Raw genomic sequence first — 14,734 nt, 5'->3', positions numbered from 1 at the left:
AGAACGGAGTGACATCATGAAAGTATTTAAAAATGTTCATGAGCTAGTAGGGAATACGCCTGTTGTGGAAATTACGCAGTTTTCGCTGCCTGATGGTGTCCGTTTGTTTGCTAAGCTCGAATACTTTAACCCCGGCGGAAGCATTAAAGACCGCCTAGGACAAGAGTTATTACGCGATGCGCTAGAAACGGGAAAGTTAAAAGAAGGCGGAACCATTATTGAACCAACGGCCGGGAATACTGGAATCGGGTTAGCACTTGCAGCGATTGGAAAAAATATTAACGTCATTTTTTGCGTTCCAGAAAAATTCAGTCTGGAAAAACAAGAGCTGATGAAAGCATTAGGTGCCACGATCGTTCATACGCCAACGAGCGAAGGGATGCAGGGAGCGATCAGAAAGGCTCAGGAGCTTGTCAAAGAAATTCCGAACTCGTATTGCCCGCAGCAATTCGCTAATCCTGCCAATCCGAGAACGTATTATAAAACGCTCGGTCCTGAACTTTGGAACGACCTAGACGGGCACATTGACGTGTTTGTCGCCGGTGCCGGTTCGGGCGGTACGTTTATGGGAACGGCACGGTTTTTAAAAGAAAAAAACCCGAACATTAAAACGGTCATTGTCGAACCAGAAGGATCCATTTTAAATGGAGGCGAACCTGGACCGCATAAAACAGAGGGGATTGGCATGGAATTTTTGCCAGACTATATGGATCCGAGTTATTTTGACGCCATTCATACGATACGCGATGAAGATGCTTTTGGGCGTGTGAAAGAGCTTGCGGAAAGAGAAGGATTGCTTGTCGGTAGTTCCTCAGGAGCTGCGTTTCATGCGGCGTTACTCGAAGCGGAAAAAGCGAAACCTGGAACGAATATTGTCGTTATCTTCCCAGACAGCAGTGAGCGTTATTTAAGTAAAAAAATTTATGAAGGTGGGATATAAGAATGAGACAGAAAACGAAACTGATTCATGGCGGCATTTCCGGTGATCCGCATACAGGAGCGGTCTCTGTTCCGATTTATCAAGTAAGCACATACAAACAAGAAGGTATCGGCGGACATAAAGGATTTGAATATTCGCGTACCGGAAATCCAACGCGTCATGCGCTAGAAGAGCTGATTAAAGATCTTGAAGAAGGTTACGCCGGATTCGCGTTCAGTTCCGGGATGGCGGCAATTACGGCGGTCATGATGTTATTCAACAGCGGTGACCATGTCATTTTAACAGACGATGTATATGGCGGTACATACCGTGTTATGACAAAAGTGTTACGCCGATTAGGGATTGAATCAACGTTTGTTGATACAAGTGATTTGACAAACGTGGAAAAGCATATTCAACCGAACACGAAAGCCATCTACATTGAAACACCAACAAACCCGTTATTGAAAATTACAGACATTCAAGCCGCTTCTGCGATTGCAAAAGCACATGGGCTGCTCACGATTGTGGATAATACGTTCAGTACACCGTACTGGCAGACACCGATTGCACTTGGTGCTGATATTGTTATCCATAGTGCTACGAAATATTTAGGTGGTCACAGCGATGTCGTTGCAGGCCTTGTCGTTGTGAATTCGCAAGAGCTTGCTGAAAATCTTCACTTTATTCAAAACTCAACCGGCGGTATCCTCGGCCCGCAAGATTCATGGCTTCTCATGCGCGGCATAAAAACATTAGGCGTTCGCATGGAAGAACATGAGGAAAACACGCGCAAAATTGTCGAGTTTTTAGTGAATCATCCGGCTGTGAAAAAAGTGTACTACCCGGGGCTAGAAACACATCCAAACCACGAAATTGCGAAAAAACAGGCGCGCGGGTTTGGCGGCATGGTATCGTTTGACGTCGGAAGCGGGGAAAAAGCGGATCAACTATTAAACAGCGTACACTATTTTACGCTTGCTGAAAGTTTAGGAGCGGTTGAAAGCTTAATTTCGTTACCAGCGAAAATGACGCATGCTTCCATTCCGAAAGAACGCCGCGAGGAATTAGGAATTACCGATGGATTAGTACGCATTTCCGTTGGGCTTGAAGATGTCGAAGATTTGATCGAAGATTTGGAACAAGCGTTAAAATAGAAACTTGGTTAAAATTACATCCCCCATTTTTTTCATATATATGCTACATTTAAAGTGGAAAGCGGGGGATACGATGGATTACCAACAAAAGCAATGGAAAGAAAAAGCAGCGGACTATAAAATGTATGCAGGGGTGTTAGTCGCATTAAGCGTCTTTTTGTATATCGGGACGCTTCTTCCGATTACACCAGAAAAGAAACCGTATTTAATCGGCGTTATTATGATCTTGTTAACCGGATCTTTTTTCTTTTACCAAAAAGCAATCAAATATATTCGCTTACTGCGGGAGTTTGAGCAATGAACCTATCCTTTCATATCGAAAGGATAGGTTTTTTGATTTATTTTTACAGAAAAGATGTTTACAAATACATTTCATTTGGATATAATTACCTCTGTAACATGATTTCGGAAGGAGGTCGAAAACAATGACTATCTTAACAGCAATGATGAAAAGTGTAGATAACGATACAAGTGAACGTATAAGAACTATTCGACCTTCTGATCGTGTTTAGAGATAATGTTCTGTAATATGTAGATAACGCCGCAGGGAGAATAGTTCATCTTCCTGTGGCTTTTTTGTGTCCAAAGCCGCAGGAGATGCTCTCACTGCGGCTTTTTTACTGAAGGAGGTGAAAAATGATGACGATTAACTTGTTTTTTATTACCGTAACCATTCAATGGAGAAAGAAGACAAGGGAAGAAATCGAACATGAACGCCTTGTTAAACAAATTGAAGAAGAAATTATGGACCGTAAATGTTCGATGCACAAACTATTTTAATGCAAGGAGGTTTTTTCAATGATGACAGTGAAAAATCGAATGATAATGTGGCTATGGGGGACGGGAGATTCCACCTAACCGATGGGAGAATGCCAATGATGCTGCGAGTTTTACTATTGACCATTGAATTTCATAAATTGTTCAAAACCTTGCTACGAAACTTGCTGCCTCTCCGTATAAAATAAAAACAAAGAACGCTAAGGGGAGGAACAAGGGATGTTCGCCATAGTAATGGGGATTGTAATTACAGCGTCAATTGCGTTAATTATCAGCGCAGAAGTCAGTGTAGAAGCTAAATAATTTTGCATAAAAGAGGGAATCGCAAATAATCGAGATTCTCTCTTTTTCTTATTGAAATTTATAGATTGATGCCTTGACACTGAGTAATATACTGAATATTATAAAAATAAAGATATTATTGGTGACAATTTGAGGGCAATGCTTGTTTTCATTGTTCGGATGGAAACACAACCCCGGCGTATCTTTAGGATATGACGGGGTTTTTTATATGCAGGAGGTGAGGGTTATTCTTAGCACTATACAACTTTAAGACCTATTATTGAAGGAGGGTAACTGAATGAGAAGATGGCTTTCGCTAGTCTTGAGCATGTCATTTGTATTTAGTGCAATTTTTATAGTATCTGATACGCAGAAAGTCACCGTTGAAGCAGCTGGAAATCTTAATAAGGTAAACTTTACATCAGATGTTGTCTATCAAATTGTAGTGGATCGATTTGTGGATGGAAATACATCCAATAATCCGAGTGGAGCATTATTTAGCTCAGGATGTACGAATTTACGCAAGTATTGTGGTGGAGATTGGCAAGGTATCATCAATAAAATTAACGATGGATATTTAACAGATATGGGTGTGACAGCGATCTGGATTTCTCAGCCTGTAGAAAATGTATTTTCCGTGATGAATGATGCAAGCGGTTCCACATCCTATCATGGTTATTGGGCGCGCGATTTTAAAAAGCCAAACCCGTTTTTTGGTAGCCTCAGTGATTTCCAACGTTTAGTTGATGCTGCACATGCAAAAGGAATAAAGGTAATTATTGACTTTGCCCCCAACCATACTTCTCCTGCTTCAGAAACGAATCCTTCTTATATGGAAAACGGACGACTGTACGATAATGGGACATTGCTTGGCGGTTACACAAATGATGCCAACATGTATTTTCACCATAACGGTGGAACAACGTTTTCCAGCTTAGAGGATGGGATTTATCGAAATCTGTTTGACTTGGCGGACCTTAACCATCAGAACCCTGTTATTGATAGGTATTTAAAAGATGCAGTAAAAATGTGGATAGATATGGGGATTGATGGTATCCGTATGGATGCGGTGAAGCACATGCCGTTTGGATGGCAAAAATCTCTGATGGATGAGATTGATAACTATCGTCCTGTCTTTACGTTTGGGGAGTGGTTTTTGTCAGAAAATGAAGTGGACGCGAACAATCATTACTTTGCCAATGAAAGTGGAATGAGTTTGCTCGATTTTCGTTTCGGACAAAAGCTTCGTCAAGTATTGCGCAATAACAGCGATAATTGGTATGGCTTTAATCAAATGATTCAAGATACGGCATCAGCATATGACGAGGTTCTCGATCAAGTAACATTCATAGACAACCATGATATGGATCGGTTTATGATTGACGGAGGAGATCCGCGCAAGGTGGATATGGCACTTGCTGTATTATTGACATCCCGTGGCGTACCGAATATTTACTATGGTACAGAGCAATACATGACCGGTAACGGCGATCCCAACAATCGTAAGATGATGAGCTCATTCAATAAAAATACTCGCGCGTATCAAGTGATTCAAAAACTATCTTCTCTCCGACGAAACAATCCGGCGTTAGCTTATGGTGATACGGAACAGCGTTGGATCAATGGCGATGTGTATGTGTATGAGCGACAATTTGGCAAAGATGTTGTGTTAGTTGCCGTTAATCGTAGTTCAAGCAGTAATTACTCGATTACTGGCTTATTTACAGCTTTACCAGCAGGAACATATACGGATCAGCTTGGCGGTCTTTTAGACGGAAATACAATTCAAGTCGGTTCAAATGGATCAGTTAATGCATTTGACTTAGGACCGGGGGAAGTCGGTGTATGGGCATACAGTGCAACAGAAAGCACGCCAATTATTGGTCATGTTGGACCGATGATGGGGCAAGTCGGTCATCAAGTAACCATTGATGGCGAAGGATTCGGAACAAATACGGGCACTGTGAAGTTCGGAACGACAGCTGCCAATGTTGTGTCTTGGTCTAACAATCAAATCGTTGTGGCTGTACCAAATGTGTCACCAGGAAAATATAATATTACCGTCCAATCATCAAGCGGTCAAACGAGTGCGGCTTATGATAACTTTGAAGTACTAACAAATGATCAAGTGTCAGTGCGGTTTGTTGTTAATAACGCGACTACCAATCTAGGGCAAAATATATACATTGTTGGCAACGTATATGAGCTCGGCAACTGGGACACTAGTAAGGCAATCGGTCCAATGTTCAATCAAGTGGTTTACTCCTATCCTACATGGTATATAGATGTCAGTGTCCCAGAAGGAAAGACAATTGAGTTTAAGTTTATTAAAAAAGACAGCCAAGGTAATGTCACTTGGGAAAGTGGTTCAAATCATGTTTATACGACACCAACGAATACAACCGGAAAAATTATAGTGGATTGGCAGAACTAATAGAAGCCCCTTGAAATCAAGCAATTATGCGTGATCTCAAGGGGCTTGATGACGCTATGGCTGCTTCTCTGTTTCATTCGGCAAAAAGTATGAAACATTTTTATAATTGCCCGCTTTTCAATGCATGATACATAGATTCCTAATATGCCCAGCTCTTTGGCGATTTCCCGATATGTGTTTCTCTCTGCAAATCCAACCTGAACCGGCTAATCATCACTTCTTTTTCCCGTTCATCCAATACGTCAATGTATTTTGACTTGTTCCAACTCCATGTTCAATTGGGTTTCATCGACGACATCTTTTCTCGGATTTTAGTAAGTATGAGGCTAAATTCATTTACACTAGTACCACACACAAATTCAAATACACCAAAACAGCTGGAATTTTGGATCATAAACTCTTAGACGCACATCGCTTGGTTGAACGTTTCACATAAAATAGGACATATCATTAGCAAACCCAAACGATAGAGTTCTAGAAATGATCCAAACAGCTTTTACGAAATATTTTCTTTTTACTCTTTAACTGACTTATCTGTTAACCGCCTATGCTGTATTTTGCGATTCCACAGATTATAGAAAAAGTTTTTTTCATGGGAAACATCCTGCCGCATCTATGCAGCACCATCAGAAGGATGATGAATTTTCAGGATAGTTATTAGGGAACTATGGGGTTGTTTATGACGTTTATTTAAGTAATGCCGCTGGAAAACGAATTAAAATTACACCGAACTTAACTTAGGAGCTACACAAGCATAAATTGTATTATGGACAGCTGCTAATTCTTGGTGTAGAACCACTTATGTAAGTCGTTCCAGCTCTGAACCACTTTGGTATATGTCTGTACCTAGCGATGGCCATTTTAGATTTATCCTTCCTGGCGGAAACTTTGGAAATGTTTTATTTGAAGTAGTCAACTAATATAGTATCAGCCCCTCCAATAGTTATTGTTGGCAGATCAGCTTGTCGGCTTTGTCGACAAGCTGAAGACAAATAGTTAACTAATGAGATAAAGGGTTATGAGATTAGCTGTCGAATCACTTCTGAAAGACGAAAGATTCCTTTTTCCAAGTCAGCTAAAGAAGCATAGGAATAAGAAAGGCGAAGATACTGGGTCGCATGTTGATCATAGACATTTCCCGGGTTCAATAGAATTCCTCGCTCTAATGCTTTTTCAAAAAGTTCCTTTATGGAGAGTGAAGGCAATAAGCGTAGCCATATATAAAAACCGCCCTTGGGAACAGACCAGGTCGCAATGTCGGAAAAATACCTCTGCAATGAATCGATCATGATCTCTCTGCGAATCTTCAATTCCTTTCTGACCTCTTCCAAATGTTGATGATAGAACCCGCTTGATAGCCATTCCGCAACAGCCCACTGAGACAAGGAACTGGATCCGTAATCGGTTTGCATTTTAATATCCGCCAATCGTTCAATGACAGGCTTCGGTCCGACTACCCAGCCGATTCTCAAACCTGGACTCAATGTTTTTGACATGCTTCCCAGGTATAGAACAAGCCCATTTTTATCGATGGCTTTTAAAGGTGGAGGAGGCGGTGAATCGAGCCAGAGTTCCCGGTATACGTCATCTTCAATAATTAGTAGCCGCTCCTGTTCACATACATCAATCAGTTCTCTCCGTCTTTCTTCGGACATCAAGATTCCCGTTGGATTATGGAAGGACGGAATCGTATAAAGTAACGAAGCATTTTGCCGCTTTTTTTGTTCCGTAATCGTTTTTATTTGAACTCCATCTTCATCTAAAGGAAGTCCGAATAATCGCATCCCGGCAGATTGAAACACATGCAGGGAATACAGGTACGATGGTTTTTCCAGAAAAATCGTAGCCCCCCGCTGCAAGAGACCTAATGAAATCAATTGCAATGCTTGCAAAGCTCCTGACACAATCAAAATGGAAGAAGGGGAAGCCTCAATCCCGATGGTTTTCAAATATCCACTAAGCTGTTCTCTAAGAAAAAGTAGTCCTTTCGGTTCTTCGTAGCCAAGTGAATCAATGCGGTCCGGCAACCGCTTAAATACTTGTTTCATCATCTCGCGTGGAAATAAATCAGGAGAAAGCTCTCCCGTTCCCAACCGGATGATAGCTGGATCAAACTCTGCTTTGTTGATTTCCTGTATCGTAGGCAAATTGGGGTAATGGCTCCCTGCTTGCACATAGGAGTTCCAGTCCGGGGGAGGGGTAGAAGTCATCAAGGACCATGTATTGTTAATCACTTTCGTCCCGCTTCCGCTTTTTCCTTCCAGCAATCCCTCTGCGATCAATTCTTCTAAAGCCGCAACGACCGTGCTGCGGTTTACCCCCAATGATTGGGCCAATGTGCGTTGGGGAGGGATTTTCATCCCTACAGTCCATTCTCCTGTTTCAATCTTTTCTTTTATATATTCTTTGATCTGGATATAGAGGGGGATTGGAGATGATTTGTCTGGTTTCCAATCTACTTCGATCATGAAAGATTCTCTCCCATATAAATATAAAAACTTTTGAATTCATATATTTGAACGAGTCTGTAGATAAGGTAAGGCATTAAACAAAAAGCTCACCTTTCAAAACTGTGACCGCCTTACCGGATAATAAGACACGATTGTTTGACATTTTGACCTTTATCATTCCGCCTCTAGCTGAGGCCTGATAGGCAATAAACTCGTCTTTGTTTAATCGGCGCTTCCAGTAAGGTCCCAAACAGCAATGTGCCGAACCGGTAACTGCGTCTTCGACAATCCCTTGTGCGGGAGAAAAAAATCGAGAAATGAAATCAAACTTTCCAGAACTTGACCGGCTTGTCACGATTACTCCACGAATCGGGAGTTGCGCAATGGAACCTATATCAGGTGTGAGATTTTTTACTATATCCTCTGACTCGACTTCGACGATATAATCAAGTTGATTTTTTTCCACGTATTTTGGTACAACTCCCAATGCTTTAATCAGTTTGTCCGAGGCAGTTATTTCGTGATCCGGAGCGGATGGAAAGTCAAGTTCAATCCAACCATTCTTTACAGTGGCAGTGAGTATCCCGCTTTTTGTACTAAAACTTACTGGATGTTCTGCTTTTATGTATCCCATCTCCCATAAAACGTAGGCGCTAGCCAAAGTTCCATGCCCACAGAGCGGTATTTCAGTAGTCGGAGTAAACCAACGCAAGCTGAATCCGCCATTTGTATATTCGAGAAAAGCAGTTGTTGGTAAATTGATCTCCTTCGCTACCTTTTGCATCCATTCGGCATCCTTTGATTCCGGTAAAACACAAACGGCAGCAGGATTTCCTGTAAATGGTTGATCCGTAAAAGCATTTATTAGAAAAATTTTCATTTTTTCCCTCCCTATCATTCTTGTTTCGATTATACAATTTGGTTGGTATAAAATCCATCCAATTGGTTGGAGACAACGATCGATATCCAAGTATAATTGTATTCATATAGCACGCAATAGGAGGGATTGGAATGATAGAAGCCTTCATTCACGGACTGATTCTTGCATTTGGACTCATTCTTCCTCTTGGCGTCCAAAACGTTTTTGTTTTTAATCAAGGGGCCCTTCAGAAACGCTTCATCCATGTGCTTCCGGTCGTTCTTACTGCTTCACTATGCGATACGCTTTTAATCACCCTTGCTGTTTTCGGGGTATCTCTTGTGATTTTAGGTTCGTTTTGGCTCAAAACGATACTACTGAGCGTCGGGATAGTGTTTTTGCTATATATGGGATGGAACACCTGGAAAAGTAACCCTGAAAATAGCAACAACGAAAATATAACCAAAGAAACGTTTACTCCTCTCAAACAAATTGCGTTTTCGGCTTCGGTCTCGCTGCTGAATCCTCATGCGATCATGGATACGGTTGGGGTGATCGGAACAAGTTCACTTCAATACAATGGAGGGGAAAAAGCAGCTTTTGCACTTGCCTGCATTCTGGTTTCTTGGGTCTGGTTCATAGGATTGGCTGTGGCAGGCCGAATAACAGGGGAGCTAGATAAATCTGGACGTTTGATGATGGTCCTCAACAAAATTTCTGCCCTAGTGATGTGGGGAGCAGCGGTTTATATTGGATTAACACTGGCGAAATAAAAGCCGGGTTTTCGGATTATTGCGTGGAATGTTAAGGAATAGAGGTTTCATTATTACCCGCCAGTGATGTATTCGAATAAAATTTAGTGATGATTCAGTAGTATCGTATAGCGTAGTTTTAGATAACTCTTGTAGAGTCATTTAAACATAGTAGTAAACTAAAAGGAGGAGTCCAGTTAATAATAGGGAGACCGAGAAGCAGGAGAAATGATTTACGCGGAATCGAAAGGAGGAACTAGGATTGAATCATCCGTACGCTCATTATCGTTCCTTATTTCCGGTTTTAGCATCTAAGATCCATCTTGCGAGTTGTTCACAAGGTGCAATATCCAAAGCTGTTTCTGAGTCTATGGAAGAGTACCTGAATAGTTTACTTACGATGGGAGTTAATTGGAATCCATCCATCCAAGAAGTCGAAAAAGCAAAAAACGGTTTTGCAAAATTAATCGGTGCTGATCCGAATGAAATTGCTGTATTAGGATCGGTCTCTGATATTTTTTCCGCTATTGCTTCTTCTCTTTCTTTTGAAAAAGGGAAAAATAGAATTGTTACTACAGATATGGATTTTCCAACCGTAGGTCATGTATGGCTTGCCCAGGAAAAGTTTGGTGCGAACGTGAGTTTTATCCCTTCACACCATGGAGTTATCCCTATAGAGTATTACGAACGTTTTGTAACGTCTGATACGCTCATCACATCCATCTCTCATATTTGTTATTACAATGGATTCAAGCAAGACATTAAAGCTATTGCAGAAATTGTTCATCGTAAAGGTTCTCTTTTATTCGTTGATGCTTATCAATCAGCAGGACAGGTTCCCATTGATGTAAAGAAAATGGATATTGACATATTGGCAGCAGGAACTAGGAAATACATGTTAGGTATTCCAGGGATGTCCTTCTTATATATGAAAACCGAGCTTGCAGAGAAATGGAAGCCACGTGTAACAGGATGGTTTGGCCAGGAGAATCATTCGAAATTCGATGTTCATCAACTAACACAAGCGCCTGGAGCACGTCGATTTGAGACTGGAACACCATCTTTCATCAGCGCTTATGCCGCTACTGCCGCTATTCGTTTGCTTCTTGAGATAGGAGTAGAGAATATATCTTCTTATTTAAATCAATTAGCTCAATTCACATTAGATTATGGACAAGAAAAAGGATTACGCGCTGTTGGTCCGCTATCTGCTGATCAACGAGGCGCCATGACTGCTTTTTATGCAGAAAATGCTGGGCAGATAGAATCTATCATGAAAGAGAGAAATATTATTGTTTCTGCCAGAAACGATGTAATCCGAATCGCTCCCCATTTTTACAATACACAGGATGATGTTCAGCAGGCGATTGACGAGCTAACAACTGTTCTTAATACTAAGTAACGGATAGCTTAACAAGATGGGCATTAGAGGAAAACTGTCATGAACAATGTACCAAAAGAGTCGCAACTGTTCCACTCTTTTATTAAGGAAAGGACTTATCCCCATCGACATCAAGTGAAGCAAATGCTTTTTCTATCTCTAATCACATCGATGTTAGAAAGGATGTTTTATAGAACATTTATGAATCAAATCATGAAGTGCTCTGTCATCTGTTTTCATCGCAACAACTTCAACCAATCGCAAAAGATATCGGATTTATGCAACGAAAAAAAGCTACCGAAATAAAAACGAAACTCAGATAGAGAATCCACATAAAAGGACAAGCCCATCCATTGTCCTGTAGACAGTATCTTTCCTGCTTGCTTTGACCATCGAAAGGTTGTATACAGATTTTATCATGTTTTAGTACGTTTTGGATAAATCGTCTGTACGAACGCGAATCCGCCAGCGTAGAAACAGCATCACACAAAAAAGGGGCAATCGCAGAATGATTGCTCCCTTCTTTTGGAAAGTATATGGTTATCGACGTTTCTCCTTTTCGTTGCGATAAAATTCATGAAACATTTTCATGAGTGCCCGCTTTTCAATGCGCGACACGTAGCTTCTTGAAATGCCTAGTTCTTTAGCGATTTCCCGCTGTGTTTTTTCCCGTTGCAAATTCAGCCCGAACCGGCTGATGATCACTTCTTTTTCTCGTTCATCCAGCACATCAATATATTTTTTGACTTGTTCTATCTCCATGTTCAATTGAATTTCATCAATGACATCTTCTCCCTCGGATTTTAATACATCAATGAGGCTGATTTCGTTTCCTTCCTTATCTTGGCCGATCGGCTCGTGAAGGGAGACGTCCTTTTTTGTTTTCTTTAACGAGCGCAAATGCATCAATATTTCATTTTCAATACAGCGAGCCGCGTATGTTGCGAGTTTTGTTCCCTTGCCTTGTGAATAGCTTTCAATCGCTTTAATGAGGCCGATGGTTCCGATCGAAATTAAGTCTTCGACGTCTTCGCCTGTATTCTCAAATTTCTTGACAATATGAGCGACAAGTCGTAAATTATGTTCAATTAAAATGTTGCGAGCCTCTTCATCGCCTTCTGCCATGAGCTGTAAGTATTTTTCCTCTTCTTTTACGCTTAGCGGTTGGGGAAATGCGTTATTTTTAATATATGACACTAAAAACAATAACTCTTTAATGATGAACGTAAATGCAGACAAGATGCCAGACATTTTCTCACCCCACCCCATGTTGTTGTAGGCATGCGCCTATTACTTATATGTATGAAAAGGCGAAGTTGTCCGTGTTTGGACATAAAAAAATAATGGTAGTAAATGACAATATTATGCGAATATTCTTGACATAATTCCTTAATGAGGATAAAATAAGTTTGTCGTTTTATGTCTAAAAAGGGGGGAAGTCAATGAAAAAAATTGGACTTGCTTGGCAAATTTTTATCGGATTAATTCTTGGTATTGTTGTAGGAGCGATTTTTTACGGAAACCCTACCGTAGCGACATATTTGCAACCAATTGGAGATATTTTCCTTCGTTTGATAAAAATGATTGTTATTCCAATTGTTGTGTCAAGTCTTATCGTTGGCGTAGCAAATGTTGGGGATTTAAAGAAGCTCGGAAAATTAGGTGGAAAAACACTCATTTATTTTGAAATTATTACAACGTTCGCGATTGTGGTTGGTCTATTAGCGGCGAACCTTTTCCAACCTGGAGAGGGCGTCAATATGAAGAATCTGGAAAAAACGGATATTCAAAGCTATGTGGACACAACGAATGAAGTAAAACATCATTCGATGGTCGAAACCGTTGTGAATATTGTGCCAAAAAATATTGTTGAGTCGCTCGCGAACGGTGATATGTTAGCAATTATTTTCTTCTCTGTGATGTTTGGATTAGGTGTTGCAGCGATTGGGGAAAAAGGAAAACCTGTTTTGCAATTTTTCCAAAGCACTGCAGATGCGATGTTTTATGTGACGAATCAAATTATGAAGTTTGCACCATTTGGTGTGTTTGCGTTAATTGGTGTTACCGTTTCTAAATTTGGTGTTGAATCGCTTGTTCCATTAAGTAAACTAGTGCTTGTAGTCTATGGAACAATGATTTTCTTTGTGGTTGTTGTCCTTGGAATTGTAGCTAAATTAGTGGGTGTGAATATTTTTCATGTCATCAAAATTTTGAAAGATGAGCTTGTGCTTGCGTATAGTACAGCTAGCTCGGAGACGGTACTTCCTAAAATCATGGAAAAGATGGAAAGATTCGGATGTCCGAAGGCGATTACGTCGTTTGTTATTCCAACAGGTTATTCGTTTAATTTAGATGGTTCAACGTTATACCAAGCGTTAGCAGCTATTTTCATCGCACAATTATACGGAATTGATATGTCGATTACGCAGCAAATTTCCCTTTTATTAGTATTAATGGTAACATCGAAAGGAATCGCTGGAGTACCTGGTGTTTCATTCGTTGTCTTATTGGCAACGTTAGGAACAGTCGGAATCCCAATCGAAGGATTAGCATTTATTGCAGGAATTGACCGGATTTTAGATATGGCTCGTACAGCTGTGAACGTAGTTGGAAACTCTTTGGCAGCGGTTGTCATCTCCAAATGGGAAGGACAATATAACGAAGAAAAAGGAAAACAATATGTCGAAGAAGTTGTACGAAGCGCGTAATGGAAAGGCGGCTATCCTCATCATAGATGAGGCGGCCGCTTTTTTATGTGAGATGAACATTGTCTAGCACAAGCACCCAACTCGTTTGTTTCTTGAATCAGCATTGATGCAAAACTCGAGCAAAACATGGCTTAAAACGTAACGATTTAAGCTGCTCTGGATGGAAAGCTGTTTTGCAGGCGAAGAACATTTGCCGATCACGGGAGTCATGGTGGTGACATTTCGCTGTTTGTCCGCAGAATGTAGGCAGTTTTTAGGCGGAATTGAGGCGTTTACGTCTTTTTATTAAGCCTACAGACTTATTTTTTTATATGTACTTAGTATAGTATAATGTTGCTTTGAATATGGTTAAATTGGGAGCCTGTCTGATACATAGGAGGGAAAAAGATGCACGAACTAATTCAAAATATTTTCGCTTTTTTAGCAGATTTAGGTTATCCCGGAATTGCGCTTGCGTTAATGATCGAAGTCATTCCGAGCGAAATTGTATTAGCTTATGCGGGGTATTTAGTTTCACGTGGAGAAGTTTCATTTGTCGGTGCAGTGATTGCCGGAACAATCGGCGGAACAATTGCTCAACTTTTTCTTTATTGGATGGGGTATTATGGAGGTAGACCATTTCTTGATAAATATGGGAAATATTTATTGATTAAAGAGAAACATCTTCGTTTATCAGAGGAATGGTTTGAGAAGTACGGCTCGGGGGTTATTTTTACAGCCCGTTTTATTCCTGTTGTTCGTCATGCGATTTCCATCCCTGCCGGAATCGCCAAAATGCCGTGGTCGAAATTTACGCTATATACCACATGTGCCATCATTCCTTGGTCGATTTTCTTTATTTTTCTTGGAGACCGTTTAGGAAGCAATTGGCAACGTATTGATGAAATGGCACGGCCATATTTACAGCCTATCATCATCATTGCTGTTGTCGCTATGATCGTTTATATTGCTTTTCATGTTTATCGGCGCAAAAGAAGTGCGTAAAAGAATGGAGAGGGCCAACAATCGTGAAAAC

12 protein-coding genes and 1 pseudogene are annotated in these 14,734 nt (G+C 40.7%); 9 read left to right on the top strand and 4 right to left on the bottom strand.

Annotated features, from left to right (window positions below; all coding sequences use genetic code 11):
• Positions 1–16: 16 nt before the first annotated feature.
• The 5 genes from ISX45_RS10950 to ISX45_RS10930 all read left to right on the top strand — a co-directional run bounded on the left by ISX45_RS10950 (position 17) and on the right by ISX45_RS10930 (position 5,569).
• Entirely contained in the window at positions 17–940 is a 924-nt protein-coding gene (locus tag ISX45_RS10950) for a PLP-dependent cysteine synthase family protein (protein ID WP_194518973.1), read from the top strand.
• 2 nt (positions 941–942) lie between these two features.
• On the top strand, positions 943–2,076 hold the full coding sequence (locus tag ISX45_RS10945) for a bifunctional cystathionine gamma-lyase/homocysteine desulfhydrase (protein ID WP_181554499.1): 1,134 nt from the start codon (positions 943–945) through the stop codon (positions 2,074–2,076).
• A gap of 73 nt (positions 2,077–2,149) precedes the next feature.
• Positions 2,150–2,377, top strand: coding sequence for a YrhC family protein (locus tag ISX45_RS10940; RefSeq protein WP_181554498.1), 228 nt, complete (start codon positions 2,150–2,152; stop codon positions 2,375–2,377).
• A gap of 335 nt (positions 2,378–2,712) precedes the next feature.
• Entirely contained in the window at positions 2,713–2,856 is a 144-nt protein-coding gene (locus ISX45_RS10935; RefSeq protein ID WP_373367351.1) for a YrzI family small protein, read from the top strand.
• 577 nt (positions 2,857–3,433) lie between these two features.
• Entirely contained in the window at positions 3,434–5,569 is a 2,136-nt protein-coding gene (locus ISX45_RS10930; protein WP_194518972.1) for an alpha-amylase family glycosyl hydrolase, read from the top strand.
• Here ISX45_RS10930 and ISX45_RS19645 read toward each other — a convergent pair.
• The 3 genes and pseudogenes from ISX45_RS19645 to ISX45_RS10920 form a co-directional block, all read right to left on the bottom strand.
• Positions 5,566–5,871: pseudogene (locus ISX45_RS19645) on the bottom strand (sigma factor-like helix-turn-helix DNA-binding protein); the annotation flags it as partial. The gene ISX45_RS10930 and the pseudogene ISX45_RS19645 overlap by 4 nt on opposite strands.
• Before the next feature lie 714 nt (positions 5,872–6,585).
• Positions 6,586–8,037: a MocR-like pyridoxine biosynthesis transcription factor PdxR gene (pdxR, locus tag ISX45_RS10925; RefSeq protein WP_194518971.1), complete on the bottom strand. Its 1,452-nt coding sequence runs from the start codon at positions 8,035–8,037 to the stop codon at positions 6,586–6,588.
• A 76-nt stretch (positions 8,038–8,113) separates the two neighbouring features.
• Entirely contained in the window at positions 8,114–8,899 is a 786-nt protein-coding gene (locus ISX45_RS10920; protein ID WP_194518970.1) for a PhzF family phenazine biosynthesis protein, read from the bottom strand.
• Between the two features lie 131 nt (positions 8,900–9,030).
• On the opposite strand from ISX45_RS10920, the gene ISX45_RS10915 reads away from it, so the two are divergent.
• Positions 9,031–9,651 carry a LysE/ArgO family amino acid transporter gene (locus ISX45_RS10915; protein ID WP_194518969.1) on the top strand — a complete coding sequence of 207 codons (621 nt, stop codon included), beginning with the start codon at positions 9,031–9,033 and terminating at the stop codon, positions 9,649–9,651.
• 241 nt (positions 9,652–9,892) lie between these two features.
• Positions 9,893–11,032: an aminotransferase class V-fold PLP-dependent enzyme gene (locus ISX45_RS10910; RefSeq protein ID WP_194518968.1), complete on the top strand. Its 1,140-nt coding sequence runs from the start codon at positions 9,893–9,895 to the stop codon at positions 11,030–11,032.
• Between the two features lie 519 nt (positions 11,033–11,551).
• Here ISX45_RS10910 and sigK read toward each other — a convergent pair.
• Positions 11,552–12,262 (bottom strand): RNA polymerase sporulation sigma factor SigK, encoded by a 711-nt coding sequence (gene sigK / locus ISX45_RS10905; RefSeq protein WP_181554492.1) that lies wholly within the window; start codon positions 12,260–12,262, stop codon positions 11,552–11,554.
• A 191-nt stretch (positions 12,263–12,453) separates the two neighbouring features.
• Between sigK and gltP the strand changes: the two genes are divergently transcribed.
• Both gltP and ISX45_RS10895 read left to right on the top strand, forming a co-directional pair.
• Complete coding sequence (gene gltP, locus ISX45_RS10900; protein ID WP_181554491.1) at positions 12,454–13,719, top strand: glutamate/aspartate:proton symporter GltP; 1,266 nt, start codon at positions 12,454–12,456, stop codon at positions 13,717–13,719.
• 387 nt (positions 13,720–14,106) lie between these two features.
• Positions 14,107–14,703 (top strand): undecaprenyl phosphate transporter UptA, encoded by a 597-nt coding sequence (locus ISX45_RS10895; RefSeq protein ID WP_181554490.1) that lies wholly within the window; start codon positions 14,107–14,109, stop codon positions 14,701–14,703.
• The last annotated feature ends 31 nt before the right edge of the window (positions 14,704–14,734 follow it).

It is taken from the genome of Thermaerobacillus caldiproteolyticus, assembly GCF_015326725.1.
In the GTDB taxonomy this organism is placed as follows: domain Bacteria; phylum Bacillota; class Bacilli; order Bacillales; family Anoxybacillaceae; genus Thermaerobacillus; species Thermaerobacillus caldiproteolyticus.
The sequence above is the reverse complement of the archived record's forward strand: the minus strand, read 5'-3'. Positions and strand labels throughout refer to the sequence as shown.